Here is a 24,290-nt window from a genome sequence, read left to right on the forward strand (position 1 = left end):
TGAAACGCAGATGCTCTTATTTGATGGGCTTTTGTATGTATCCACCACCAAAAAGGGAATTGGGCTTCTTAAAATATACCTTTGGTTTCAATGCTAGTCATCGCTTATAGTTGGCCCTAATAGTCTTTTTTCCACCTTATGGAGAGCTTGTTCTCGCCGGTAGATGTGGTTTCAGAAGTCACGGAGACGTGATCTGCAGGTTCCCACTCGACTTCGACAGAGCTGCCACTGGCGCCGGCGGCATTGAGCTGGAGATAGACGTCGTCGCTGAGATACTGGCCGACACCGAGTTCGGCATTGCCGGCATCGTTTGAGCCAATCGAGAGGCGGTCGACGCCCAGCGCGGACTGTAGCTGCGCGGCCGGGTCAAAGCCGCCACCGCGTCCGCTGAGCTTGGCGATGGATGAGGCCAGCTGCGCCGCTTCGACGGGCGACAGGTCGATGGACGAGCGACCGAACAGGAGGCGCGACAGGATTTCGTCCTGCGGCAGGTCCGGCGTGCTCGACAGTTCGAAGACCGGATTTGACGGTTTGCCTGATACCTGGACCCGCGCGACGAAGCCGTTGACGGACCGTTCCGCGTCCACGGCAATGCGCGCCGAGTCGACCGGCCCGTCGAATGTGATCTTCCCGCTGTCGAACACGAAGGGGCGGCCCGCAAGGTCGAGGCTGCCGCGGACCATTGTGGCCTCGCCTCTGAGGTTCACGTTGGATGCGGTGCCGGTGGCCGTCAGGTTGAGCGCCCATTCGCTGTCCAGACCGCGCCCCGTGACGAACACACGCCGGGCGGCGTCCACATCCAGGTTGAGTTTCAGCGATTGCCTCAGCTTGCTGGCTTCGGAGGCCGACACGTCGTCATCCGTCCAGCGCACGTCAATCGCCTTCGGTCCCGAGGAGGGCAGGTTATCCAGCGAGACACGCGCTTCATCGACAACCAGTTTGCCGGCCGCGAGACGGCCGTCATCATCCTCTGTCAGCGTCACTTTTCCGCTTAGCCGGGCGATGTCGCCATCCCGGTCATAGACGAGAAGGCGCGTGAGGTCCGCTTCGACCCGGGTACTTGTCTTGCCCAGTGAGCCGCTGACCGACACGGCGCCATTGTCCGCGCCACGTCCGGTGCCCTGCACGGTAAAGGTCTGGTCGTCATAGGCGGCATCAAGGACAATGCCTGTCAGGCGCATGCCGGTCGCACCGAATTCGTAGATGCCATTGCTGATGGTCGCCGTGGCCTGATAGGCGGGCGCGGCAAGCGAGCCCTTGAGTGTCGCCAGCGCATCTATCCGGCCGCCGATATCATGCCCGTAGGCGAGCGCTGCGGACTGAAGCGCGCCGAGATCGCCTTTGAGCGTGGCCTGGCCGCTGAGCTTTTGCTCGCGGTCCAGACTGACCAGTGAGGTGGCCGAAGGCTTCACCGGCAAGACCGCGTCGGCGACAAGCACGAGATCCTTACCGTAATTGCTGCGGGCATTCAGCTTGAATACTTTCGCATTCAGCTGGCCCGTCATGTCGAGCGAAAGGGACGTATCGAGACCCGGCACGGGGCTTGTTGCGGAAAACGCGAACGAGCCCGACGGCGAGAGGCCGATCGGCTTGAACTCGCCATGCCCATTCAGGCGCGCATCGACTTCACCGAGGTTCGCGAGCGCAAACAGGGCGCCGAAGTCGACCGCGTTGACATCAACGGCCAGGGTCGCGGTTTCGCCGCTGCCGGAGAGGCTCGCCTTTATCTCGCCGCCCAGCAGGTCGAGCTGACCGTTGATATCTGGCGCATCGCCAAGCCGCCAGCGGGCTGGTTGAGGCGTGCTCAGCTTTTCGCCGAGGGCCGTGCCGGACAGGCTGAATGTGCCTTCCGGGGCCTCGCCGGATAGATTGGCCTTGCCGGAAAAGGTGAAGTCGAACGGAAAGGATTCCTGGGTGCTGACGAGGCTGGCGCGGAAGTCATAGCCGTCCTTGTTGTTCTTGATATCAGCAGAGAACGTATCGAGCTGGATGCCGTTCTTCAGTCTCGCGCCGCTGCCCTGGGCCTGCACGACCAGCGACATCGGGGCGTCGCCTTCCTTGATGATGCTGGCATTGGCGCGCAGGTTCTTGACGCGTATATCGTCGGTGGTCAGGCCGTCGCCATCGGCATTGATGGCCACGATCAGGTCGCCCGCCTTGTTGATCTCGGTCCGGCCAGCGAGGGCTAGAGGGCCGTAATTGCCGCTGATATTGTCGATGACCATGTCGCCATCGGCGCGTGTAAAGTCCGCTGTCACGTCAAGCGCTTCACCGGCAAAGTTTCCGGTCAGCCTGACAGGCCCGCTGATGCGATCACCGGCCAGCGTGACTGTCGCGGTTGTCGCCACGTCTTCCATATCGCGGGAGGCCACATGGAATCTGCCTGCACTGGATTTCAGATCGACGACAAGCGCATCGGATGGCCCGGCGAGACTGATTGTGCCTGCGCCAAGATCAAAGGCGTTGCTGCTGATGTCGAGCGGAGCGGTCTGGTCGAAAGTGAAGGCGAGTGCACTCTTGCCGCCAATCCGGTAGACGCCGTCGCCCTTCAATTGCAGGCCTGCGCTGGCAAGCGCTGCCTTGGCGATGCGTATGGCCTTGCCGTCTATCTTCAGGGACGCGTTGACCTTCGGTGAGGGTCCGATGAGCGGCTGCACGCTGTCTGGAAGCCCCGAGAAATTCTGGCCTGTGAGGCTGGTTTCGATGGACGGGCTGGCGAGTGGGCCATGCACGCGGAATGTGCCCGCTGCGCGCCCCCCAAATGAACCGGGCAGGCTGCGCAGTGCCTGGTCCAGTGTGCCGCGAATGTCGAGCGTGTGCGCCTGCGTCGCGATTGTGCCGGAAGCGGAGACCTTGCCTTCAGGCAGGGTCAATGCGGAGGGCGCCAGCGTCAGCACGCCCGTGTCTCTGGCATAGGCGCCGCTCGCCACGAGGTGGGGTTGCTTGCCGAGCAGGCCCGATACGGCGTCATTGCCCGCGAGGACACCTTCCCCGATGAGGTCTGCCTGGAAAGGAATCTTGTCCGGCTCGACGGAGACCGTGACCGGGCCGCTCAGCTGGCGGAAAGGCAGGTCGGCGCCGTCTAGCGCGACGAGGTTGGCCTCGCCGGTATAGGAGGGAACATCGCCCTCCATTTCCAGCGTGCCATCGAGTGAGAGGTTGGCATCAAGGCCGGCAAGGTCTGGCAGGCCCGTGAACTTGAGCGTGATCGCGGCCGGACCATTGAGCTTCTTCGTCTTGGTGTCTGCCTCGCCCTTGGCGGTGAGCAGGCCGGACGCCATGGATGCGGAGACATCAAAGGAGGCGATATTTTTCTTGATATCCGCGCCGAGCACGAAGCGGGCTTCGGAGCCTAATAGTGTCTGCACGGTCTCTGGGAGAGGGAGCGACATGGCATTGACGTCCGCATTGGCAGTGAGGCGGCCGTCCAGAATTTTTGCCGTCATTGCGGCGGCGTCTTCGTCGGCCACCTGGAACTGGACATAGCCGTCGCCCTCTTCAAGCGTGCCGTCCATGGAGGCGCTGAGGGATGCATCCTGCCCGTCTTTCAGGTGGAGCAGGGTGGCAAAGGTGCCGCCTGCGGGCGCTTTGCCTTCCGCGTCCAGCTTGAACTGGCCGGCCGCGTCGCGCCTTGCGTCGATCTTGAACCGGTCGCCCAATCCTTCGATGGGCGTGATGTCCAGTTTTGCGGTAAGAATGCTGTCCTTGCCGCGCGCGAAGGCGCCGGACACGCTGAAGGCCGCCGCAGGACCTGCGACGCCCTCCGCCAGTGCCAGCTTGCCGATATAGAGATCGTCCAGCTCGACGCTCCAGCCACCGCCGCCCGCGCTTTCGCTCGTGCCGGTCTGTGGGCGACGGCTGATGCTGATATCGCCTGCGCTGGCGAGATTGAGTTCCACCTTGCGGGAGAGCAGCGCGCGCGGAGACCATTTCAGGCGGACATCGTTTGCTTCCAGCCAGATGCCGTCACTGTCAGCGATTGTAAGATGGTTGAGGTGCATGCGATTGAGCGGATCACCGGTCAGCCCCTCCGCAGAGATTGTCCCGAGGCTGCCGATCTCGCGCCCGTCGATCTGTGACAGCACAAAGGCGCGCCCGCCATCGCTGTTGATCCACAGCCGGGCGCCAAGGATGAGGACCAGCAACAGAATCGCGATCCCGCCCGCGCCCGAACTCAGAGGGCGGCGGCGCATGAAGGCCCATGTGGCGCGCAGATACTTCATCAGAAGGACTGGCCGATGGAGATATAGAACTGGACCGGGCTTTCGCCGTCGCGATGATCGATCGGCGTGGCGATATCGACGCGGATCGGACCGAAGCCGGGATAGTATCGAAAGCCCAGACCCACCGCCGTGCGCAAGTCTCCGAACACTTCGTCTGTGCTGTCAGCGGCTGCGCCGGAGTCGACAAACAGGACATAGCCAATCTTCTCGCTGCGGCGGTAGCGCAGTTCGGCTGACACGTCGAACAGCGTACGCCCGCCGATGATCGCACCGGTCGAATCTTTTGGTGAGAGGCTCTGATAGTCAAAGCCGCGGACCGTGCCGCCGCCGCCAGCGAAGAAGAGGCGGTCGGCCGGAACGCCATTTGAGCCGAAGAAGGCGCCGAACTCGCTGCGCAAGGCGGCCACGAACGGACCGTCCGCGATTTTCTTGTAGGTCGATCCGGAGATGAGAAGGCGGGTATAGCCTGCATTCGCGTCGCCCACCGACATGCCGGGCTCAACGCCAAGGAAGGCCTTGTTGCCGGATTGCGGGTCGAGCGGCTGCTTGACGGTCGAATAGGTCGCCGCCAGCGGGAAGGAGAGGGTCACCAATTCGCGCGGATCCGACAGGTTGCGCAGGCGCAGCTCCTTCGTGCGGGTCGCATCGAGCGTGACGCCTGCCGACAGCGTGAAGTTCTTGTTGAAAGGCTGCGACAGGGCCGCGCCCACTTTCACGCCCTGAAGGTCATAGGCGTCGGTCTCTTCGGCGCGCACGCCGGTTTCGGCGGTGAATGTGCGACCATACCTTCCGATATTCGGGCGGGTATAGCTTGCGGTCAGGTCGCGGGCGAGGGTCGCCACTTCGCCTTGCAGACGGAACGTGTCGCCGGCACCCGTCACGTTGCGGCGTTCCCAGAACGCGTCCGCACCGACGCCGTCGGTGGTCGAGGCGGTGACGCCGGCACCGACGGACCGGCGCTTGGCTTCGGTGAGGGTCAGCTGGACCGGGTAGAGTCCGTTGGAGTCAGGTGTTTCGGATATGGCGACGCCGATGCCGTCGAACAGGCCGCTGCTGCGCAGGCGTGCGCGCAACTGGTCGATCTTGTCAGCGGCATAGACGTCACCCGGTGTCCAGGTGCGATAGAGCCGGATCGTGTCCATGTCGGACGCGCTGCCTTCGGTGAGCGTCATGTCGCCAAGGCGGACATAGGGGCCGGGCGCCAGCGCATAGGTGATCTCGACCGACTTTTCCTTGCGGGAGGCGAGCACATCAATGTTGCTGCTTTCAGCGAAGGCGTGGCCATTTTCCAGCAGCGTCCGGACCAGTCGGTCGTCGAGGCCCTCGATATCTGTCGTCCGGGCAGGCGAGCCGACCGGGACTGTCTTGAGCGCCTTGTCCAGTTTCGCCTGAAGCGGCTCGCTGACAGGCGACGCCATGGAGAGCTTGACGGAGGCGACTTCAAACCGTTCGTCGGCCTGCACGTCGAGGCGCGGCTTCTTCTCGAGTGTGTCGATCAGCTCGGGCGAGACTTCGGCGGCGAGATAGCCTTCCGACGCCAGGAACTCTTCCAGCGTACTGGCCGCATCGCCCGCCTGTCGGCGCGACTCCAGGATGCTCTTTGGCGGGGCTTCATCGGTTTCCAGAACGCTCCGTGTCTTGGCTTCCAGTCCGGGCGGCAGGCCGTCCAGTTCCACGGGCATCTGCTTGTCTGTGCCGCCGATCCCGTTCCCGCCACCGGGAAACCCGGCGCACGCCGTCACTGCGCTCAGCACACACAGGCCCGTTGCGGGGTGCATCAAGGCACTCCCGGCAACAGAGCTGAAACGGGCTAGCCGCTGAGACATCAAAGAATTTACCATTCGAATTGCAATGCGAGGATTGCGCCAGTTTTCCTAAATGAAGCCTGAACAGGCCTGTATAGTGACAACATACTGCGCAGGACGGCCGTTTACGCCCTGAACACTGCAAGAAAATGAAAAATATTCTTATAAATACATCGCCATTCAGGCGAGTTTCCACCGCGTTGCGCATCTTCAAAGGGGCATTTGCAAGCGCTCAAGGCGTCACCATATAATGGGCTTATCCAAAAGCTGCGGAGACTGAATGACCTATCTTATGGTGCTTGGCGGCCTTGTGCTCCTGTTTGTGGGTGGTGAAGCGCTGGTCCGGGGGTCTGTCAGCATTGCCCGGAAGCTGAATATTTCCGAACTTGTGATCGGTCTAACGCTGGTCGGTTTCGGCACCTCGGTGCCCGAACTGGTCACGAGCCTGCGCGCCATAGGGCAGGGCGCAGTCGGCATTGCCGTCGGGAACGTTGTCGGCTCGAACATCGCCAATATCCTGCTCGTGCTGGGTCTCGCCGCTGTCATCCGTCCGATCCTGACCAATCCCCGGGCGCTGAGCCGGGACGGGGCCGTCATGCTGGGGGTCACCGCCCTTCTATGTGCGTTGATATGGTTTGACCTTTTCACGCGGCTGGCCGGCTTCGGGTTGATTGGCCTGTTGCTGGCGTATCTCGCCTATTCGCTGGTGGCGGATCAGAAACGCGATACGCAGGCTGGCGCGATGCATGCCGCTGAAGGCGAAATCGTTCAGGCGCAATACGGCCTGTTTCTCGGGCTCGTGATCGCGGTTATCGGCCTGGTGGCTGTCATCATCGGCGCCCGGCTTCTGGTGGATGGCGGCGTTTCGATCGCCCGTGATTTCGGCATCAGCGAGACCATCATCGGCCTCACGATTGTCGCTGTGGGCACCAGCCTTCCGGAACTCGCCACAACGGCCGTCGCGGCCTATCGCGGCAAGTCCGACGTGGCGTTAGGCAACATCATCGGATCGAACATATTCAACGTGCTGGGCATTCTCGGCGTGACAGCCCTTGTCCAGCCTTTCAGCGTGCGCGGAAACACTGGCGCGGCGGAGATGGCTGATGGAGCGACGACCAGTCTCATTTCATCGCTGGATATCGGCGTGCTCCTGCTTTCAACTGTGCTGCTGATGCTCTTTGCGATCACCCGCAAGCGCATCGCCCGCTGGGAAGGTGCAGTTCTCCTGCTTGCCTATGCGCTCTATTTCGGGCTCTTGTTCGGCCTTGTCCCCGTTCCAGGAATTCTGACCAATGCCTGATAATCCGATCTATAGCGGCCTCGATCAGCTCGGCCAGCAAACGGCCGCCCCGCAAAGCCCGGAAGAGGCGCAGCTTGAGCGCGTGCCCAACCCGCATGCCGGCACGCTTTATCTTACGCGCTTTGTCGCGCCTGAATTCACCTCGCTTTGCCCGGTTACGGGCCAGCCTGACTTTGCCCATCTCGTGATCGACTATGCGCCGGGCGACTGGCTGGTGGAGTCCAAGAGCCTCAAGCTCTACCTCACCAGTTTCCGCAATCATGGCGCGTTCCACGAGGATTGCACCGTCTCGATCGGCAAGCGCATCTTCGACTTTACCGAGGCCAAATGGCTGCGCATCTCGGGCTATTGGTATCCGCGCGGCGGCATTCCAATCGACGTGTTCTGGCAATCTGGTGAAGTGCCAAAGGGCCTTTATGTGCCGGACACGGGCGTTGCGTCCTATCGCGGCCGAGGCTGATCAGGCGGGCGCCGTCCAGCGCGTGACCTTCTCGCTCATGTCCGCACGTGGGCGTTCCAGTGAGGCCATCGTAGCGGTGCCGAGATAGATATAGCCCGCAACACGTTCGCCTTCCTTGAGGCCGAGCACGGCATCAACCTGCTTGTCGAAGGCGAGCCACTCGGTCAGCCAGACACCGGCCCAGCCTGACGCATTCGCGGCCAGCAACAGGTTGTGGCACACCGCGCCTGCCGACAATTCCTGTTCCCATACGGGGGTCTTGTGGGTGTGGTCCGGCGACGAGATCACGGCCACCATGACCGGCGCGCGCAGGGGCAAACCCGCCGCATGAATCACATCCTGCGATTCTGCATCCGGCAAATTGCTGCCGTGGATTTTGGCGATGGCCTTGCCGAATTCAACACGGGCATCGCCCTCAAACACAATGAAGCGCCAGGGGTTGAGTTTGCGATGATCCGGCACGCGCGCGGCAATCGTGAGCAACTCGTCGAGGGCTTCCGGCGAGGGGCCGGGTTCGGTCAGGAATTGCTTGCCGGCAGACCGGCGCAAAGCCAGCAAGGCGCGCGCATCTGCGCTTGGACGGGTTGCCAGCATCGGTGTGCCAACGGGCGGGGCGGGGGGAAATCGATTTGCCATCCTCGCTACATAGAGGCCGCAGACGGCGCGTGAAAGGGCGCGGTTCCATGTTTCTGCTTGCCGGGGCAAGAGGGTCGAGCTAGATGGAGTGAACACTGTTCACTTTCTGAACGTGCCTTATGCTGATCGACTGACCCACGCCCCATGCCAACCGATTTGTCCCTCGACCCGACACCCGCGGAACGCCGCCGCCTGAAGGTGCGCGGCGCCATTATCGAGGCGGCCGAACGTGTCTTCGCGGTGGAAGGCGAGTCGGGACTGTCGATCCGTCGCCTCGCCGAGGAAATCGATTATTCGCCGTCTGCCATCTACAAGTATTTCGGCTCGAAGGATGAATTGATCGATGAGTTGAAGGAGGCGTTCTTTGAGCGGCTTCTGGCGCGTGTCGGCAAGGTATCCGGCGTGGACGCGCCCTTCGCCGTGCGCGGACGGGCCTGCGTCTCCACCTACATCGAGACGGCGATTGAACGCCCTTATCATTATGCGGCAGCCTTTTCCCATATTCAGGGCACGGAACTGCCCCCTCAGTCTCCCAAGGACTGGGAAGCCTTTACCCAGTCGAACAAGGGACAGGCCTTTGGGGTCCTCGTTTCCATGGTCGAGGAGGGGCAGGCGCTCGGTATTTTTGATCCCGCTCTCGACCCGTTCCTGTCGGCCACATCGGTCTGGGCGGCGTCGCACGGGGTCGCGCAATTGCTGACCCATCTGCCGCACTTCCCCGCGATCGCGCCGACGCATGCGCCTGTCTCGGCAAGCGAGTTCATTACCTTTCACGCCGATCTGGTCTTTCGGGGTTTGCAAAGCCCCGGCAATCGGCAGCAAACTGAGTCCATCTCCCTGGGAGAAAAACTATGACGCCTTCCGATCCGTATCAGGGCGATACCGCCCGCGAGAAGCGGCCAACCTTTCTGAAGGGGCTGGCCTTCCTCATCATCCTGATCCTGGTGGCAGGAGGGCTCGTCTTTGCCGCGCTTCAGTTGCGCAGCGCCGAAGGGCCGAAAGTGGCGACCGTGGCGCCGGAGCCGCTCGTTGTCTCGGTGCTGCCGGTGCGGCTCGCCAGCGAGTTCAAGATCGACGAATCCTATAGCGGCCTCGCCGAGGCGCGCCGCAAGAGCCAGCTCGGCTTTTCGACAGGCGGGCGGATCGAGGCGATCTCGGCCGATGTCGGTGACCGGGTCAAACAGGGCGCGACGCTGGCCCGGCTGGATACACGCAGCCTCGCGGCCCAGCTCGCATCCGCGCAGGCAAGTGTCGAAGAGGCACGCGCCTCGCACAATCTTGCCCTCAATACGGTCGAGCGCCAGAGAACACTGAAAGCCCAGGGGCATGTCTCGCAACAACGCGTCGACGAGGCCGAAGCGCAGGCCAGCACATCCATGGCGCGGATCGAAGCGGCCAAGGCGCAGGCGGATACGTTGCGCGTCCAGATCGACCTCGCCCGCATCACGGCGCCATTCGACGGTGTTGTCACGGCCCGCATGTCTGATGAGGGCGCCATCGCCGCGCCGGGCACGCCGATCCTTGAGCTGGTCGAGTCCGGTCATCTTGAAGCGAAGATCGGCCTGCCATCGGTTAGCGCCATCCGCCTGACGCCGGGCGACATCTACACCCTTGTTGCCGATACGGGGCCTGTGGATGCGAAGCTGCGCACTGTCACGGGTGTGATCGATGCAGACCGGCGGACCGTCGCGGCCATGTTCGACATCGAGAACCCCGGCGCTCTGCCGGCCGGCTCTGTTGTGCGACTGTCCATGGAGCGCGAGATTGACGAGCCGGGCTTCTGGGTTCCGGTGAAAGCGATGTCGACGGCGTCGCGCGGCCTGTGGACCGTGTTCGTGGCTGCACCTGTAGAAGGCGGTGGATGGCGCGCTGAGCCGCGGCCCGTCGAGATGGTCCATTCCGAAGGCGGACGCGGCTTTGTGCGCGGCCCGGTTCAGGAGGGCGACCGCGTGATTGTCGATGGCCTGCAACGCATCGCACCCGGCATGCCTGTGACGCCGCGCGATCCGGTGCTGGCCGACGCGCCGAACGGCGGCTGAGGGGCGGACCGGGCATGCGCACTGTATTCTTCAATCTCCCGCGTCTCACGATCCTGATCATGATGGTCATCATGGTCGGCGGTATCGGCGCGATGTTCTCGCTTGGGCGTCAGGAAGACCCGACCCTGATCGAACGCTATGGTTTTGTCCTTACGACCTTGCCGGGCACGGATGCCGAGCGGATGGAAGCGCTTGTGACCGAGCCCGTTGAAGCGGCCCTGATGGAGCTGCCTGAGGTGGACGAAGTCCATTCAGTGTCCCGTCCCGGCGTGTCGCAAGTCAGCATTCAGGTGCGGGACGACCTTTCAAGGTCGGAAGTGGATGATGCCTGGACACTGATCCGTCAGAAGGTGGATTCAGCGCGCGCCAAGTTTCCACCCGGCACCAATACGCCCGTTGTCCATCGCCAGTATGTTGGCGCGGCAACGCTCGTTGTGGGCTTTGTATGGGAAGGTGAGGGCGATCCGCCGCTCGCCGTTATGCGCCGCATGGCGCTCAACCTGGAAGACCGTTTCCAGCGTCTGCCCGGAACGGAGCTGACGGACCTGTTCGGCGTGCCGGCCGAGGAAGTCCGCGTTGTTGTCGATCCGGAAAAGCTCTCGGCTGCCGGGCTCTCGATGCGGCAGGCTGCGGCCTTGATCGGGGCCGCCGACAGCAAGACCCCCGCCGGGACATTGCGCTCCGATGGCGGCAATGTCGGTCTCGAAGTGGGCGGCGAATTCGATAATATCTCGCGCATCCGCAGCGTGCCGCTGATCCAGCGTCCGGACGGTTCTGCCGTGCGCGTCAGCGATGTTGCCGTGGTCCAGAAAGGGTTCGAAGACCCGCCTGTGCGCATGGCCTTCGAGAACAACAAACGGACCATGCTGGTCGGCGCTTACATCTCCGAAAACCAGCGTGTCGATAAATGGGCAAAAACCGCCCATGCGCTGGTCGACGATTTTGCCATGGATGCGCCGCCCGGATTGCGGATCGAGACCGTGTTCGACCAGAGCATCTATACGAATGAACGCCTGAACGGGCTCGCCAAGAACCTGCTCATGTCGGCGGGCATCGTGTTCCTCGTCCTGTTCTTCACGATGGGCTGGCGCTCGGCTCTGGTCGTCGGCGCGGCCATTCCGCTGACGGTGGCGCTCGTGCTGATCCTGTTCAAGGTATTCGGCAATCCGCTGCACCAGATGTCGGTCACCGGGCTCGTCATCTCGCTCGGCCTGCTCATCGACAACGCAATTGTGGTTGTTGACGATTTCGACCAGATGCGTGCGCGCGGTGCTTCGCGTCTCGGTGCCATCGACAAGTGTCTTCGCCACCTGTTTGCGCCACTGGCCGCCTCGACGCTGACCACGGCGCTCGCCTTCGCACCGATTGCCATGCTGCCCGGCGGGGCCGGCGAATTCATCGGCATGATCGGCCTGTCGGTCATCTACTCCATCACGGCGTCCTTCGTGATTTCCGTCACCGTCATTCCCGCCATGGCCGGCTGGTTTGACCGCACACGCGGCTGGGAGACGGGAGAGCCCAAGCGCCCGCGCCGCTGGTGGCGTGATGGCGTTTCGGTGGACTTCATCTCGGATGGCTATCGCGCGACCATCGAGGCGGTGCTGCGCGTCCCGCCGCTCGGCATCATTCTCGGCATCGCGCCGGCCGTCGTGGGCTTCTGGCTTGTCGGCCAGCTGCCTTCCCAATTCTTCCCGCAGACCGAGCGCGACCAGTTTCAGGTCAGCATGCAGCTGCCGCCTGAGGCGAGCCTCTCGGATACGATTGCCTCGACCCAACGCGCCACCGAACTGATCGAGGCCATGGATGGCGTCAAAGCAGTCACGTGGGTGCTCGGCGAGCCGTCGCCGCGCGTCTATTACAACGTCATCAACAATACCGAGGGCGTTCAGGGCTTCGCTGCCGGCTGGGTCCAGCTCGATGACAATCGCCGCACGCACCAGATCGTTGCCAAGGTGCAGAGCGAGATGCGTGATGCCTTCCCTGGCGCGCGTGTCCTGGCCCTGCCGTTCGAACAGGGCCCGCCCGCCGATGCGCCCATCGAGTTCACCATCCTGGGCGATGATTTCGATACGCTCGGCCGCTTGGGCGACGAGGCGCGCACAATCCTCGCCCAGACACCGGGCGTTACCTACACGGTGGCTTCGCTGGAGCTTGGCGCACCGACGGTCAGCCTGAAGGCCGATGAAGCAGCCACGGCGCTGGCGGGTGAACGGCTCACGCAGATTGCCTCCGACATGAATGCCGAACTTGAAGGCGTCCGCGCGGGGTCCGTTGTCGAGGGAACCGAAGAACTGCCTGTCATGGTGATTGCACCGGATGATCGCCGGGGGTCTCTATCGGACCTGCGCGCCATGACCATTGGCAATGGCACGCCCCTGTCGGCGCTCGGCACCATGTCGCTCGATCCGAAAACCGCTGTTGTCTCCCGGCAGGATGGCGAGCGGGTGAACCAGATCCTCGCCTTTCTTGATCCTTACACACTTCCAGCTCCCGTCTTCGCTGACTTTCAGGACCGTCTGGCGGCCAGCGACTTCCACCTGCCGCAGGGCTACAGGATCAGCATCGGGGGCGAAGCGGAGAATTCCGGGGAAGCTATCGGCAACCTTGCCGGCGTCGGCATTCCGCTGGTGCTTGTCATGGCTGGCGCCATCATGCTCGTTTTCAACTCGTTCCGCATGATGCTGCTGATCCTGACGACTGGCTTCCTGTCGCTCGGGCTCGCCTTCTTCGGTGTCTGGCTGTTCAACCTGCCCTTCGGTTTCAACGCCATCATTGGCGGCCTCGGACTGCTTGGCATCGCCATCAACAGTTCAATCGTCGTCCTGTCGCTATTGCGGGCCAGTCCTGAAGCCATGGCCGATGATGTCATCGCCCAGCGCGAGATCGTCGTTGATGCCACGCGCCACATCGTGGCCACCACGCTCACCACGATGGGCGGCTTCGTGCCGATCCTGCTGACAGGGGATTCCTTCTGGATGCCGCTGGCAGCGGGCATCTCCGGCGGCGTGGCCGGATCGGCCCTGCTGGCACTGTATTTCACGCCCGCCGTGTTCCGGATCATGACGCTGAAGCCCGTTCGCCGGGCGTTCGGCTGGCGACCGGCGCCCGCCGAGTGAGTCAAATATGAACGCGAGGCAACTTGATACGGGCGCCCAGTTCGCCCATGTGCTTACAAAGCCCACTTCTGACGGAGGCCGGAATGGTCGAAAATCCTGATATCGGTTCGCCGCCACCCGCCTGGCGCCGCCTGCGTTTTGAAGCTGCAGCAGCCGCTGCAGAAGAGCCAACGCTGGCGAGCTATATCAACGCTGCGATCCTGTCCCACAACAGCCTCTGCCAGGCCCTGTCCTACCATCTGGCTGAAAAGCTGGGCGGTCCGGTCATGGGCACGCTCCAGGTGCGCCATATCCTGTCGACGGCCTATGATTCCGATCCGTCGCTGCTCACGTCCGCCGAAGCCGACATGCAGGCTGTGCTTGAGCGCGACCCGGCTTGCCGGGGCATGCTGCAGCCCTTCCTGTTCTTCAAGGGCTTCATGGCGCTGCAGACGCACCGCGTGGCCCATGTCCTTTGGCGTCAGGGCCGCGAGTCGCTGGCCTTCCATTTCCAGGGCCTTGCCTCCGAACTCTTTGGCGTGGATATCCATCCCGCTGCCCGCATCGGCAACGGCGTCATGCTCGACCATGCGACCGGCATAACCATCGGTGAAACCGCGATTGTCGGGGATGGCTGTTCGCTGCTCCATGGCGTTACGCTTGGCGGCACAGGCAAGGAAGTCGGCGACCGGCACCCCAAGATCGGGCGCGGCGTGCTGCTCTCGGTGGGCGCCAAGGTGCTCGGCAACATCACGGTGGGCGACGAAGCCAAGGTCGCCGCTGGCAGCGTGGTCCTCAAGGACGTGCCGGCCCATTGCACCGTGGCGGGCGTGCCGGCCAAAATCGTCGGCGAGCCGCTCTGTTGCCAGCCCGCGCAGACCATGGACCAGAACATTCCGGACGAAATGGCCAAATAGTCCGGCCCCTGTTCCCACACTTGTTTACAGGCGCGCCGGTTGCGCCGGAAAAGAAAAAGACTAGGTTGCGCCGCTGAATTGCGAAGGAGTTGCGTCATGGAACGTGAAGAAACACTGCGTCTCGAGGCGTATCTGAAAGAGAAACTGCACCCGGGCCTGCGCCTGCTGGCCCGCGACAAGACCGATGATTCCGTCGAGGTCTATCTCGGCGCCGAGTTCATCGCGCTGGTCTACAAGGATGTCGACGAAGGCGAGACATCCTACCAGTTCCAGATGACGGTGCTGCAGGAAGATCTGCAGGGCGCCTGAGACCCTGCCGGATCCTAGAACAGAGAGCCCTGGTCCTTGGCCGGGGCTTTCTTCGTTTTGGGCGCAGGTGCTGCAGGCGGGGAGGGCGGCGGTCCGTCCAGAGGCGCGGCAGACACGTCGCCATCGGCAAAGCTTACCTTGAAGGTGGGCACGCTTGCGGCAACATCTGCCGAGCGGATCAGCTTGCCGTCTTCGCCGCGCACGATGGCGAAGCCGCGGCTCAGCGTGGCGTGATAGGACAGCGTTTCGAGCATTTTTCCCTGCGATTCCAGCGATACGCGCCGCCGATCCATCAGGCGCATCAGGGCAGGGCGGGCCCGGACGGCGGTCTCCCGCAGGCTCTGGCGTGCCCGCCGAATGTCCGCTCTGAGTCCACTCGGGCTCACTTGTGCGGCCGCAAGCCGGGCCCGGCTGCGCTCGATCAGCGTCCGGGTCGCGCGGGGCAGGCTGGCCGCTGCATAGTCCAGCCGCTGGCGTTTGGACTGCAAAAGCGTTTCGGGACGCGGCAGCCGCGCCGCCCGCAGCGCATCACGGGCGCGTCCGGTTCGCCGGGCCAGTGCACGTTTCAGGCGTGCCGCATGTTCGTCGATGTTCAGGAGCAGGTCATTGCGCACAGGCACGGCGATCTCGGCTGCACCCGTTGGTGTTGGCGCCCGCGCATCCGACACATAGTCGATCAGCGTCGTATCCGTTTCGTGGCCCACAGCCGAGATGAGCGGGATTTCGCTTTCAAACGCCGCCCGCACAACGATTTCCTCGTTGAAGGGCCAGAGATCCTCAATTGAGCCGCCGCCGCGCGCGACGATCAGCACATCAGGGCGATCTGCGCCGGTCATTGCATTGAAGCCCCGAATGCCCGCCGTCACCTGCGCCGCCGCTGCATCGCCTTGCACCAGCGCGGGCCAAACGATGATGCGCACCGGGAAACGGTCGCGGATACGGTGCAGGATATCGCGGATCACGGCGCCGGTCGGGCTGGTGATCACGCCAATTGTCTGCGGCAGGTAGGGCAGGCGCTTCTTGTGGGCCGCATCGAACAGGCCTTCGGCGGCGAGCTTCTTCTTGCGCTCTTCCAGCAGCGCCATCAACGCGCCGGCGCCCGCCGGCCGCATGGAACTCGCCAGCAACTGGTAGTTCGAGCGACCTTCATAGATCGACAGGCGCCCCGTCGCGATCACTTCAAGGCCTTCTTCCGGCCGGAAGGGCAGCTTGTCGACCTGCCCCTTCCACATGATCGTATTGAGAACGGCCTTGTCGTCCTTGATGTCGGCATACATGTGGCCGGACCGGGCAATCGTCACCCGTCCCAGCTCCCCGCGCACGACGACATGGTCGAAATTGGACTCGATTGTCCGCTTCAGGCTCGCGGCGAGCTCTGAAACGGAAACGGCGTGGTCATTGGAGACTGGCGAGTCGGACATCCAGCCTTTATAGCGGCTGGGAAGCAGCAGGCGAGGGGCCAAATCCCATGAACATTCTCCTCATCGGTTCCGGCGGTCGCGAACACGCGCTGGCCTGGAAGATCGACCAGTCGCCACTGGTGGATGTCGTGCATTCGACGCCGGGCAATCCGGGCATGGATGTCATCGGTCCGTGCTTCGACGTGGCTGCCGACGATATCGACAATCTCGTGAAGCTCACACTGCAGGTCGAACCTGACCTTGTCGTCATCGGCCCGGAAGCCCCGCTGGCCCTCGGCCTCGCAGATGTCCTGCGCGCACGCGGCTTTGACGTGTTCGGCCCCAGCAAGCAAGCCGCGCAGTTGGAAGCCTCCAAGGCCTTCTCCAAGGGCCGGATGAAAGCCTATGGCGTGCCCACGGCGGCCTATGGCGAGTTTACCTCGCCCGAACTGGCCAAGGCCTTCCTGCGCACGATGGAAGCGCCTTACGTGCTGAAGGCCGATGGCCTCGCGGCAGGCAAGGGCGTTGTCATTGCCGAGACGCTGGAACAGGCCGACACCGAAGTCGACGAGATGCTCTCCGGCAAGCATGGCGACGCCTCCGCAACGCTCGTCATCGAGGAATTCATGCATGGCGAGGAAGCCAGCATCTTCGTCATCACGGATGGCGAAGGCGCCGTCTACCTGCCTGCCGCGCAGGACCACAAGCGCGTCGGCGACGGCGACACGGGCCCGAACACGGGCGGCATGGGCGCCTATGCGCCCGCGCCCGTCGTTACGCCCGCCATCATGGACCGCATCAAGGCCGAGATCGTCCAGCCCATGCTGAAGGGCATGGCGGCTGATGGTATGCCCTATCAGGGCGTGCTCTATGTCGGCGTCATGGTGATGGAAGACGGCCCCAAGGTCGTCGAGTTCAACGCCCGCTTTGGTGACCCGGAATGCCAGGCCCTGATGAAAGGCCTCGCGGGCGACATCGTGCCCGCCATCCTCGCCTCCGCCACGAACGGCCTGGCAGGCAATGAAGAGGCCTTCGAATCGCTTCTTGAGCTTGAGCGTTTCGAGCCCACGGCCACCGTCGTCCTGGCCAACAAGGGCTATCCGGGCAGCTATTCCAAGGGCTCCGTCATCAACGGCCTGACAGACGCGAACAACCTGCCCGGCGTCACCGTCTTCCAGGCGGGCACAGACCGCGATTCCGAGAACGCCATCGTCGCCGTCGGCGGGCGTGTGCTGAACGTCACCGCGTCAGGCGATACGCTGAAGGAAGCCATCGACCGCGCCTATGCGGGCGTCGACCGCATCGACTGGCCCGAAGGCTTCTGCCGCCGCGACATCGGCTGGCGCGCGCTCTAGAAATTCCGTTGCGGGCGCCGCAAGGACGCTGCGCTGATCGCATGGCCAAGTGCGGGGAAGACAAGGGATTTCAGGCAGGCGGTACCGCGTTCAGACCGGAGGCATAAGAGCCTTCAGAAGCGTTGCCCGACAGGCCTCAGGATCCGCGGCAGGGGCAAGCGCGAGCCGGACCATGTGGTCTTCAGCAATTTCCGTACGCAGGCAATCGGGCAGGACGAGGCTTTCCGCCACCAGCAATTCGCCTTTGCGGATATGCGCTGCGAGGTCTTCCTTGAAGCGTGGGCCGATGGCATCGGCGAGCGCTTCTTCAATGGCCGCGTCAGTCAGCTGCGGTGTTTCTCCCGTCTCGCGCAGCGCATCGGCCCGGTTGATAAGAGCGGCAATCGCGTCCGCAAGGGGGCGGCCATTCCTGAGGGCTGTCGTGTCCCAGCTGAGCGCAAGTAGGGCGCCGCGCTGGTACGGTAGTCGCTCGGTTTCCCGACTGTCCCAGACATGGTCGATGAGATCGGGAGAGGGCATCGTGTTGACGGGCGAGACCTGATAGGCGGCCCAGAGGCCGTTCAGGTTGTCCAGAAAGCCATCCAGCGGGATGAGCCCTGCGTCGAGCAAGATGAGCTGGGAATAGTATTCGGTGAACCCTTCGGTAAACCACATGCGGGCCGGATCTGTCGCTTCATCTGTGACGCCCATGCGGCGGGTGATCCATTCGTGAAGAATTTCATGAACGATGGTGTGCGTCAGCTCCGTTGCTTCGGCATTCCGCGTGGCGAGAATGAAGAAGGACTCCGTGAAGCCTGTTCCGATGACGGATGAGCTTTGGGGCAGATCCGGCAGCGGCGTGACTGCAACGAAATACTGGCTGAACGGAACGTCGCCGAAAGCCTTGCTGGCGTCCCGGATGACAAAGGACGTTGTTGCTGCGATCTCCGGTTCGGACAGCGCCCAGCCGCCAAGTGTTGCGACACGTACGCCGGTCGAAGGCGTGTCGGCAAAGGAATAGGCGCCGAGCGCGTAAATGCTGTCCTGAGCGGTGGAAAGGGGGATTGGCGCCGATGTTCCGTCGGGGGATGGCTGGCTGAAGGCGGCCCCTGTGGGAATGCGGTCGAAGGAAACGCTCACGTCAGGGTCGCGCCCCTCCACCGAGGGCAGGAAAGTGTGTCCAATCAGCGAGGCATAGACTGGCTGCAGAACGGGCCGCATGCCCGGCATTCGCTGGACGCCCCATTGCGGCAGGCCGTCATAGTCCTGTGCGACCGTCCAGCTGAGGCGGATGCGCTGGCCAGGCGCATGGGTGACGGTAACGGAGGGGCCATTGGTGGCGACGGGTAGCGCCGCGCCGGTTGCAGCGTCCGCCGCGCTGCGCCCGGAGATGAGGGCACCGAGATTGTCGTCTGGACCCCAGCGCTCCGGGAAGTCGAATATGGTTTCACCATCGGTGTCGCCGTCGAGCGTGAAGGTGATCATGACGCGTGAGAGGTCGTCCGCCTTTTCCGGCGCGAATAGCAGTGTATCGACGGGATCAGCTTTCGCGGAGGTCGCTGCGGTGGTCGCGCAAGCGCTGAGGGCGATCAGGACGGCGGCAAGCAGGCCAGGCTTCATCATGAGGCTCCGCATAACAGGGACACGCTGTCAGATTACGAAGGCGGGCCAGTCAGGCAACCCATATTCAACTATTCGGGGTTATTTTCCGACGAAAAGCAGCGTTCCCTCCGGCACCTCGGCGAGGAAGGTTGTCAGGTCTGCCCTGGAGAACACGATGCAGCCGTTCGACCGGCCGAGCTTGCCGTGCTGGGCCAGGAAGTCCGGTTCTGCATAGTCGGCCGCGTGGACCACGATGGCGCGGTCCCGGGACGCACTGTTGGTCGCATCCAGGCCATCAAGCCGAAGACTTTGGCCATGCTTGCCGACATATTCCTCGGCCGTGACGAACGCGCCTTGCGGACTGGCGCTCGAGCCGGATTCATTCGAAAAACTGTCGAGATAGCCGTCATGATCGGCGTCGGAGCCCTTGCCATGTGCGGCCCGGAAAGCCGTCACATCACCCGTCTGCAGGTTCACGACATAGAGCCTGGGCTCGCGTGAATGCAGCGAATAGTCAACGATCACAAGGCGGCCGGTCTCGCGTATGTCCGCCTTGTGGGCTTCCTGCGCGGCGAGGGCCTGTCCCAGCAAGTCGGGCCGTATCCGACCCTGCGGGTCCAGCGTCACGGCCTGCGCACCGAGCGCGGTGAAAGCGAAGAAGGCGAGGGCACTAAGGGAACGTATCATGGGGGAGACTTTCCCCGGCAAATACGGCGACCTTACGGCAGGTCTTGGCACCGCGTATGGGCCCGTTATGGTGTCCCAGAGGAAACTTCAGAAACGAGAGTACCCAATGGCAGAGACAGAAACGGCACAGGACCTGTATTCAGGGACCAAACCGGTCGTGGAATCCCACAAGTTCGATGAGTCGAAACTCGCAGCCTGGATGGAAGCCAATGTCGAGGGCTATGAAGGCCCGCTCGTGGTGCGCCAGTTCAAGGGCGGCCAGTCCAACCCGACCTATCAGCTGATCACCCCGAAGAAGAAATACGTGATGCGCCGCAAGCCGCCGGGCAACCTCCTGCCCAGCGCGCATGCCGTCGACCGTGAATTCCGCGTCATCAATGCGCTCTATCCCCTCGGCTACCCCGTCGCGCGGCCCTATGGCCTGTGCATGGACGAAAGCGTCGTCGGCACGATTTTCTATGTCATGGACAATGTCGAAGGCCGCATCCTCTGGGATGGCACGCTGCCCGAATACGAACCGGCGATGCGCCGCAAGATCTATGAAGCCAAGGTGAAAACCTTCGCCGACCTCCATAATGTCGACTGGCGCAAGGCCGGCCTCGAAGGCTTCGGCAAGGAAGGCGACTATGTTGCCCGCCAGGTCCACCGCTGGACCAAGCAGTACAAGGCCTCCGAAACGATGCACATCCCGGAGATGGAACAGCTGATCGAATGGCTGCCTAAAAACATCCCGGCTGGCGACAAGACCACGATCGTTCATGGCGACTACCGCCTCGACAACATGGTGCTCCACCCGACCGAGCCGAAAGTCATTGCCGTGCTCGACTGGGAACTGTCGACCCTCGGCGATCCGCTGGCCGACTTCTCCTACCACCTGATGAACTGGGTCATGCCGGCAGGCGACACGACCCGCGGCGCCATTTCTGCCATCCCGGACCTCAAGGCCTGGGGCATCCCGACAATGGAAGAATATGTGGCCATGTATTGCGAGCACACAGGCCGTGACGGCCTGCCGGAGCTCGACTATTACTTCGCGTACAATGCCTTCCGCCTCGCAGGCATCCTGCAGGGCATCATCGGCCGCGTGCGCGATGGCACGGCGAACAGCGCCAATGCGGAATCCAATGCCGCACGCGTCGTTCCGCTCGCGCAGTTCGCCGCGAGCTATGCCCGCAAGGCCGGCATGGAGGGCTGAGGCCCTCCCGCCGAAATTTGGAAAGGGCATAGGCCATGGGACTTGGGCGGCGTCTCGCCATCGGCGTGGCAGCACTGGGCGTCGCCGGTCTCGCCGGCTGGTTCTTCATCGGGCCTGACTGGCGCGCGCTGATTGCGCACCAGCCCTATGGCCGCGATGTCCTCTTCTGGGATCTCGACCAGCGCGATGCGGGCTTCCGCATGCTCGACCAGATCCCCTTCGTCATCGACTCGCATGAGATTGCAGCCGGTGACACGGTCCATCCCTTGCCGGAGGGCGAGCCTCTCGCGCTCGACATGGACATGGATGCCTACCTTGCGTCCAACCGTACTGCAGGTCTTGTCGTCCTGCAGGATGGCAAAGTACGGCTTGAACGCTATGCGCTGGGCTTCCGGGATGATGGCCGCTGGACCAGTTTCTCCGTCGCCAAGTCGCTGACCTCCACGCTCGTGGGCGCGGCCATTCGCGATGGTGCCATCAAGAGCCTCAATGATCCGGTGTCGGACTATATCGACGAGCTGACCGGCTCGGCCTACGCCGACGTGACCGTCGAGCAATTGCTGACCATGACATCCGGCATCGCCTGGAACGAGGATTATGACGATCCGGATTCCGACGTCGCCCAGTTCGACAAACAGCCCGTCGAGACCGGCAAGAGCGCCACGGCGACCTATATGGCGACCCTGCCGCGTGCCCACCCGCCGGGCGAAGTCTGGAACTATTCCACCGGCGAGACCAACCTCATCGGCATCCTCGTCATGCGCGCCACGGGCAAGCCGCTGGCCGAGTACCTGTCGGAAAAGGTCTGGCGGCCCTATGGCATGCAGCAGGATGCGTCCTGGCTGCTCGGCAATGATGGCTACGAGATCAGCGGTTGCTGCATTCAGGCCGCCGTGCGTGACTATGCCCGTTTCGGCCAGTTCATCCTCGAAGGCGGCGAGGCCGATGGCCAGTCGGTCCTGCCGGATGGCTGGCTCGAAAAGGCCACGCAGAAACAGGTCTCCTATGGCGCCCCCGGCGAAGGCTATGGCTATCAGTGGTGGACCTGGGATGACGGCTCCTTCCAGGCCGACGGCATTTTCGGCCAAGGCATCTTCATTGATCCCGCGCGCCGCCTTGTGATCGCATCCAATAGCAGCTGGACTTCGGCCCTTGGCGACAAGGACGGCGAGTTCGAGGCCCGCAAGGCCTTCTACAAGGCTGTGCAGAAAGCCGTCGACGCGACCACGCAATAACCCTGCAGTCCCTCGCAACGGGGTGACGCCGGAACATCAGGGTGGCACAGTTCGCCCAAACGAAGGGAGATGACATGACCGACATTCTCAAAGGCCCGCTCCGCGCCCCCGCACAGATGCTGCAGGAGCAATCCTATGGCGGCCACAAGTCGCTGCACGATGATGCCGAAGCCGAACGCCTCGGAATCAAGGCGGGCCCCATCGAAGGCCCCACGCACTTCCAGCAATTCGTGCCCATGCTCTACGAAATCTGGGGCAAGGCCTGGTTCGAGCGCGGCTGCCTCTCAGTCCACTTTCTCAACATGGTGTTCGAGGGCGAGAAGGTCCGCGCCTTCGTCGAGCGCCCGGCCGAGGGTGCCACCCGCGCCAAGTGCTGGGCCGAGAAGGAAGATGGCACGCCCGTTCTGGAGGCCAGCGCCACGCTGGGCCCCGACCATGGCACCACGCTGCTTGAAGAGCGCATGGCCAAGCTGCGCCCTGCCGATGATCTGGTCATCCTCGAAGACATGAAGGTCGGCATGAAGGCGCCGAAGGACGAGCCGGTCCGCATGGGCCCCGACCAGCACATGGGCAATCTCTACCCCTTCAGCCTCGCGCAGAAGCTGGCCGTCATCACCGAGCCCAGCGACTGGTACAGCGACGCCGATGCCTCGCCCTGGGGGCGTCCGGTCATCCCGCTCGAAATGGTCAGCGTGCTCGCGAACTATACCGGCGGTATGGCCAACTGGCCTGTGAAGCACCCGTCCATCGGCCTCTTCGCAGACCTTCAAATGCGCATGATCGACGGTCCGCTCTTTGTCGATGAAGACTATATCCTGCGCCGTGAAGTGGTCGCACTCGGCGCCAGCCGCCGCGCCGAGAACTACTGGATCCGCACGCGTATCTTCGATTCCACCGGCACGAAACAGGTCGCCGAGACGCTGCTCAATCACGGTGTCCTGAAGGCGAGCTATCCACATTATCCAGCTGACAAACTGCCGGCATAAGCGCCCCAAACCCAAGGAATACTGCCCATGAAAGGCCTTCTGTATCGCGGCGCCCGTGACATTGAATATGCCGATGCCCCGCCGCCCCAGCCCGAAGATATCCGCAGCGCGATCGTCAAGATCACAGCCTGCGGCATCTGCGGCTCCGACCTGCACATCTATCAGGGCCATGGATTCTCGGAGACGAACGATTATTGCGTCGGCCACGAAGCCGTCGGCGAAGTCATCGAAACAGGCAGTGCCGTCACCCGCTTCAGGGCAGGCGACAAAGTGATGATCTCGGCCGCCGTCGGCTGCGGCGCATGTCCCGCCTGCATGGCCGGCAACATGAACCGCTGCGAGACAAACAATATCCGCTGCTACGGCCTCGGCCACAAGCTGCAGGGCGTGCAGGCGGAATACACGATGGTCCCTGTCGCCGATTTCGGCCTCGCCAAAATCCCGGAAGGCATCAGCGAGGACCAGGCTGTCCTGCTGACAGACAACCTGCCCACCGCCTGGTTCGGCCTCAAGAATGCCGACATCAAGCCCGGCAGCACGGTCGCCATTGTCGGCTGCGGCCCGATCGGCCTGATGGCTGTCGAGGGCGCCTTCCTCATGGGGGCTGCCCGCGTCTTCGCGGTCGACCTCGTGGCGGAACGGCGCAAGGAAGCGGAAGCGCTGGGCGCCGTCGCCTTCGATGCATCCGATGCCCGCGACCGCATCACCGAGCTGACCTCTGGCCGCATGTGCGACAGTGTTGTGGAATGCGTCGGCGCTGACGCGGCAATACACCTTGCCACGAAGCTCGCGCGCAATGCCGGCACCGTGTCCTGTATTGGCGTGAACCAGTCGATGGACTTCAAGTTCCCGATGGCGCTGGCCTTCATCAAGGGCCTGACGTTCCGAACGGGCACCTGCTCGGTCCCGATGCATTGGCCGGAACTCGTTCCCCTTGTTCAGGCGGGAAAGCTGCGCCCGGAACGCACCATCAGCCACCACATGCCGCTGTCCGAAGGGGCAGAGGCCTACCGCATGTTCGACGCGCGCGAAAACGGCGCCATGAAAATGATTCTGACCCCATGAGA

Annotated in this window: 18 protein-coding genes; 12 read left to right on the top strand and 6 right to left on the bottom strand. The window is 63.1% G+C overall.

Going from position 1 to position 24,290, the window contains the following annotated elements:
- Positions 1-116: 116 nt before the first annotated feature.
- Complete coding sequence (locus HY30_RS06365; protein WP_034738263.1) at positions 117-4,223, bottom strand: translocation/assembly module TamB domain-containing protein; 4,107 nt, start codon at positions 4,221-4,223, stop codon at positions 117-119.
- Positions 4,223-6,001, bottom strand: coding sequence for an autotransporter assembly complex protein TamA (locus HY30_RS06370; RefSeq protein WP_034738264.1), 1,779 nt, complete (start codon positions 5,999-6,001; stop codon positions 4,223-4,225). The genes HY30_RS06365 and HY30_RS06370 overlap by 1 nt, the downstream gene beginning before the upstream one ends.
- A 307-nt stretch (positions 6,002-6,308) precedes the next feature.
- Here HY30_RS06370 and HY30_RS06375 point away from each other — a divergent pair, with 307 nt between their 5' ends.
- Together HY30_RS06375 and queF are read left to right on the top strand one after the other, a co-directional pair.
- Positions 6,309-7,328: a calcium/sodium antiporter gene (locus tag HY30_RS06375; RefSeq protein WP_034738265.1), complete on the top strand. Its 1,020-nt coding sequence runs from the start codon at positions 6,309-6,311 to the stop codon at positions 7,326-7,328.
- Positions 7,321-7,788 (top strand): preQ(1) synthase, encoded by a 468-nt coding sequence (gene queF, locus HY30_RS06380; RefSeq protein WP_034738266.1) that lies wholly within the window; start codon positions 7,321-7,323, stop codon positions 7,786-7,788. The genes HY30_RS06375 and queF overlap by 8 nt, the downstream gene beginning before the upstream one ends.
- Here queF and HY30_RS06385 read toward each other — a convergent pair whose 3' ends face one another.
- Positions 7,789-8,424 carry a nitroreductase family protein gene (locus HY30_RS06385; protein WP_081812091.1) on the bottom strand — a complete coding sequence of 212 codons (636 nt, stop codon included), beginning with the start codon at positions 8,422-8,424 and terminating at the stop codon, positions 7,789-7,791.
- Between the two features lie 144 nt (positions 8,425-8,568).
- Here HY30_RS06385 and HY30_RS06390 point away from each other — a divergent pair, with 144 nt between their 5' ends.
- From HY30_RS06390 to HY30_RS06410, 5 genes are all read left to right on the top strand, one after another.
- Positions 8,569-9,279 carry a TetR/AcrR family transcriptional regulator gene (locus HY30_RS06390; RefSeq protein WP_051614975.1) on the top strand — a complete coding sequence of 237 codons (711 nt, stop codon included), beginning with the start codon at positions 8,569-8,571 and terminating at the stop codon, positions 9,277-9,279.
- Positions 9,276-10,463, top strand: coding sequence for an efflux RND transporter periplasmic adaptor subunit (locus HY30_RS06395; protein ID WP_051614978.1), 1,188 nt, complete (start codon positions 9,276-9,278; stop codon positions 10,461-10,463). Before HY30_RS06390 ends, HY30_RS06395 begins: the two co-directional genes overlap by 4 nt.
- 14 nt (positions 10,464-10,477) lie before the next feature.
- Positions 10,478-13,579: an efflux RND transporter permease subunit gene (locus HY30_RS06400; protein ID WP_034738267.1), complete on the top strand. Its 3,102-nt coding sequence runs from the start codon at positions 10,478-10,480 to the stop codon at positions 13,577-13,579.
- An 83-nt stretch (positions 13,580-13,662) separates the two neighbouring features.
- Positions 13,663-14,475: a serine O-acetyltransferase gene (cysE, locus tag HY30_RS06405; RefSeq protein WP_034738269.1), complete on the top strand. Its 813-nt coding sequence runs from the start codon at positions 13,663-13,665 to the stop codon at positions 14,473-14,475.
- Between the two features lie 96 nt (positions 14,476-14,571).
- Complete coding sequence (locus HY30_RS06410) at positions 14,572-14,784, top strand: DUF3126 family protein (RefSeq protein ID WP_034738270.1); 213 nt, start codon at positions 14,572-14,574, stop codon at positions 14,782-14,784.
- Positions 14,785-14,798: 14 nt separating this feature from the next.
- Here HY30_RS06410 and xseA read toward each other — a convergent pair whose 3' ends face one another.
- Complete coding sequence (gene xseA, locus HY30_RS06415) at positions 14,799-16,205, bottom strand: exodeoxyribonuclease VII large subunit (RefSeq protein ID WP_034738332.1); 1,407 nt, start codon at positions 16,203-16,205, stop codon at positions 14,799-14,801.
- A gap of 47 nt (positions 16,206-16,252) precedes the next feature.
- Here xseA and purD point away from each other — a divergent pair, with 47 nt between their 5' ends.
- On the top strand, positions 16,253-17,539 hold the full coding sequence (purD, locus tag HY30_RS06420; RefSeq protein ID WP_034738271.1) for a phosphoribosylamine--glycine ligase: 1,287 nt from the start codon (positions 16,253-16,255) through the stop codon (positions 17,537-17,539).
- Between the two features lie 90 nt (positions 17,540-17,629).
- Here purD and HY30_RS06425 read toward each other — a convergent pair whose 3' ends face one another.
- Positions 17,630-19,141 (bottom strand): M61 family metallopeptidase, encoded by a 1,512-nt coding sequence (locus tag HY30_RS06425; protein ID WP_034738273.1) that lies wholly within the window; start codon positions 19,139-19,141, stop codon positions 17,630-17,632.
- A gap of 78 nt (positions 19,142-19,219) precedes the next feature.
- On the bottom strand, positions 19,220-19,807 hold the full coding sequence (locus HY30_RS06430) for a murein L,D-transpeptidase catalytic domain family protein (RefSeq protein WP_034738275.1): 588 nt from the start codon (positions 19,805-19,807) through the stop codon (positions 19,220-19,222).
- A gap of 106 nt (positions 19,808-19,913) precedes the next feature.
- On the opposite strand from HY30_RS06430, the gene HY30_RS06435 reads away from it, so the two are divergent.
- From HY30_RS06435 to HY30_RS06450, 4 genes are all read left to right on the top strand, one after another.
- A complete protein-coding gene (locus tag HY30_RS06435) occupies positions 19,914-21,002 on the top strand; it encodes a phosphotransferase family protein (protein ID WP_034738277.1) in 1,089 nt (362 codons plus the stop codon).
- Positions 21,003-21,037: 35 nt separating this feature from the next.
- Positions 21,038-22,237, top strand: a complete 1,200-nt coding sequence (locus HY30_RS06440; protein ID WP_034738279.1) for a serine hydrolase domain-containing protein — start codon at positions 21,038-21,040, stop codon at positions 22,235-22,237.
- A gap of 74 nt (positions 22,238-22,311) precedes the next feature.
- Complete coding sequence (locus HY30_RS06445) at positions 22,312-23,223, top strand: hypothetical protein (protein ID WP_034738281.1); 912 nt, start codon at positions 22,312-22,314, stop codon at positions 23,221-23,223.
- Positions 23,224-23,250: 27 nt separating this feature from the next.
- Positions 23,251-24,288 (top strand): alcohol dehydrogenase family protein, encoded by a 1,038-nt coding sequence (locus HY30_RS06450; RefSeq protein ID WP_034738283.1) that lies wholly within the window; start codon positions 23,251-23,253, stop codon positions 24,286-24,288.
- The last annotated feature ends 2 nt before the right edge of the window (positions 24,289-24,290 follow it).

Source organism: Hyphomonas chukchiensis (assembly GCF_000682695.1).
Lineage (GTDB): Bacteria > Pseudomonadota > Alphaproteobacteria > Caulobacterales > Hyphomonadaceae > Hyphomonas > Hyphomonas chukchiensis.

Bases quoted from the DNA above. Each gene is read 5' to 3' on its own strand.
- HY30_RS06365 (WP_034738263.1), bottom strand. From the start codon at position 4,223: ATGAAGTATCTGCGCGCCACATGGGCCTTCATGCGCCGCCGCCCTCTG.
- HY30_RS06370 (WP_034738264.1), bottom strand. From the start codon at position 6,001: ATGCACCCCGCAACGGGCCTGTGTGTGCTGAGCGCAGTGACGGCGTGC.
- HY30_RS06375 (WP_034738265.1), top strand. From the start codon at position 6,309: ATGACCTATCTTATGGTGCTTGGCGGCCTTGTGCTCCTGTTTGTGGGT.
- queF (WP_034738266.1), top strand. From the start codon at position 7,321: ATGCCTGATAATCCGATCTATAGCGGCCTCGATCAGCTCGGCCAGCAA.
- HY30_RS06385 (WP_081812091.1), bottom strand. From the start codon at position 8,424: ATGGCAAATCGATTTCCCCCCGCCCCGCCCGTTGGCACACCGATGCTG.
- HY30_RS06390 (WP_051614975.1), top strand. From the start codon at position 8,569: ATGCCAACCGATTTGTCCCTCGACCCGACACCCGCGGAACGCCGCCGC.
- HY30_RS06395 (WP_051614978.1), top strand. From the start codon at position 9,276: ATGACGCCTTCCGATCCGTATCAGGGCGATACCGCCCGCGAGAAGCGG.
- HY30_RS06400 (WP_034738267.1), top strand. From the start codon at position 10,478: ATGCGCACTGTATTCTTCAATCTCCCGCGTCTCACGATCCTGATCATG.
- cysE (WP_034738269.1), top strand. From the start codon at position 13,663: ATGGTCGAAAATCCTGATATCGGTTCGCCGCCACCCGCCTGGCGCCGC.
- HY30_RS06410 (WP_034738270.1), top strand. From the start codon at position 14,572: ATGGAACGTGAAGAAACACTGCGTCTCGAGGCGTATCTGAAAGAGAAA.
- xseA (WP_034738332.1), bottom strand. From the start codon at position 16,205: ATGTCCGACTCGCCAGTCTCCAATGACCACGCCGTTTCCGTTTCAGAG.
- purD (WP_034738271.1), top strand. From the start codon at position 16,253: ATGAACATTCTCCTCATCGGTTCCGGCGGTCGCGAACACGCGCTGGCC.
- HY30_RS06425 (WP_034738273.1), bottom strand. From the start codon at position 19,141: ATGATGAAGCCTGGCCTGCTTGCCGCCGTCCTGATCGCCCTCAGCGCT.
- HY30_RS06430 (WP_034738275.1), bottom strand. From the start codon at position 19,807: ATGATACGTTCCCTTAGTGCCCTCGCCTTCTTCGCTTTCACCGCGCTC.
- HY30_RS06435 (WP_034738277.1), top strand. From the start codon at position 19,914: ATGGCAGAGACAGAAACGGCACAGGACCTGTATTCAGGGACCAAACCG.
- HY30_RS06440 (WP_034738279.1), top strand. From the start codon at position 21,038: ATGGGACTTGGGCGGCGTCTCGCCATCGGCGTGGCAGCACTGGGCGTC.
- HY30_RS06445 (WP_034738281.1), top strand. From the start codon at position 22,312: ATGACCGACATTCTCAAAGGCCCGCTCCGCGCCCCCGCACAGATGCTG.
- HY30_RS06450 (WP_034738283.1), top strand. From the start codon at position 23,251: ATGAAAGGCCTTCTGTATCGCGGCGCCCGTGACATTGAATATGCCGAT.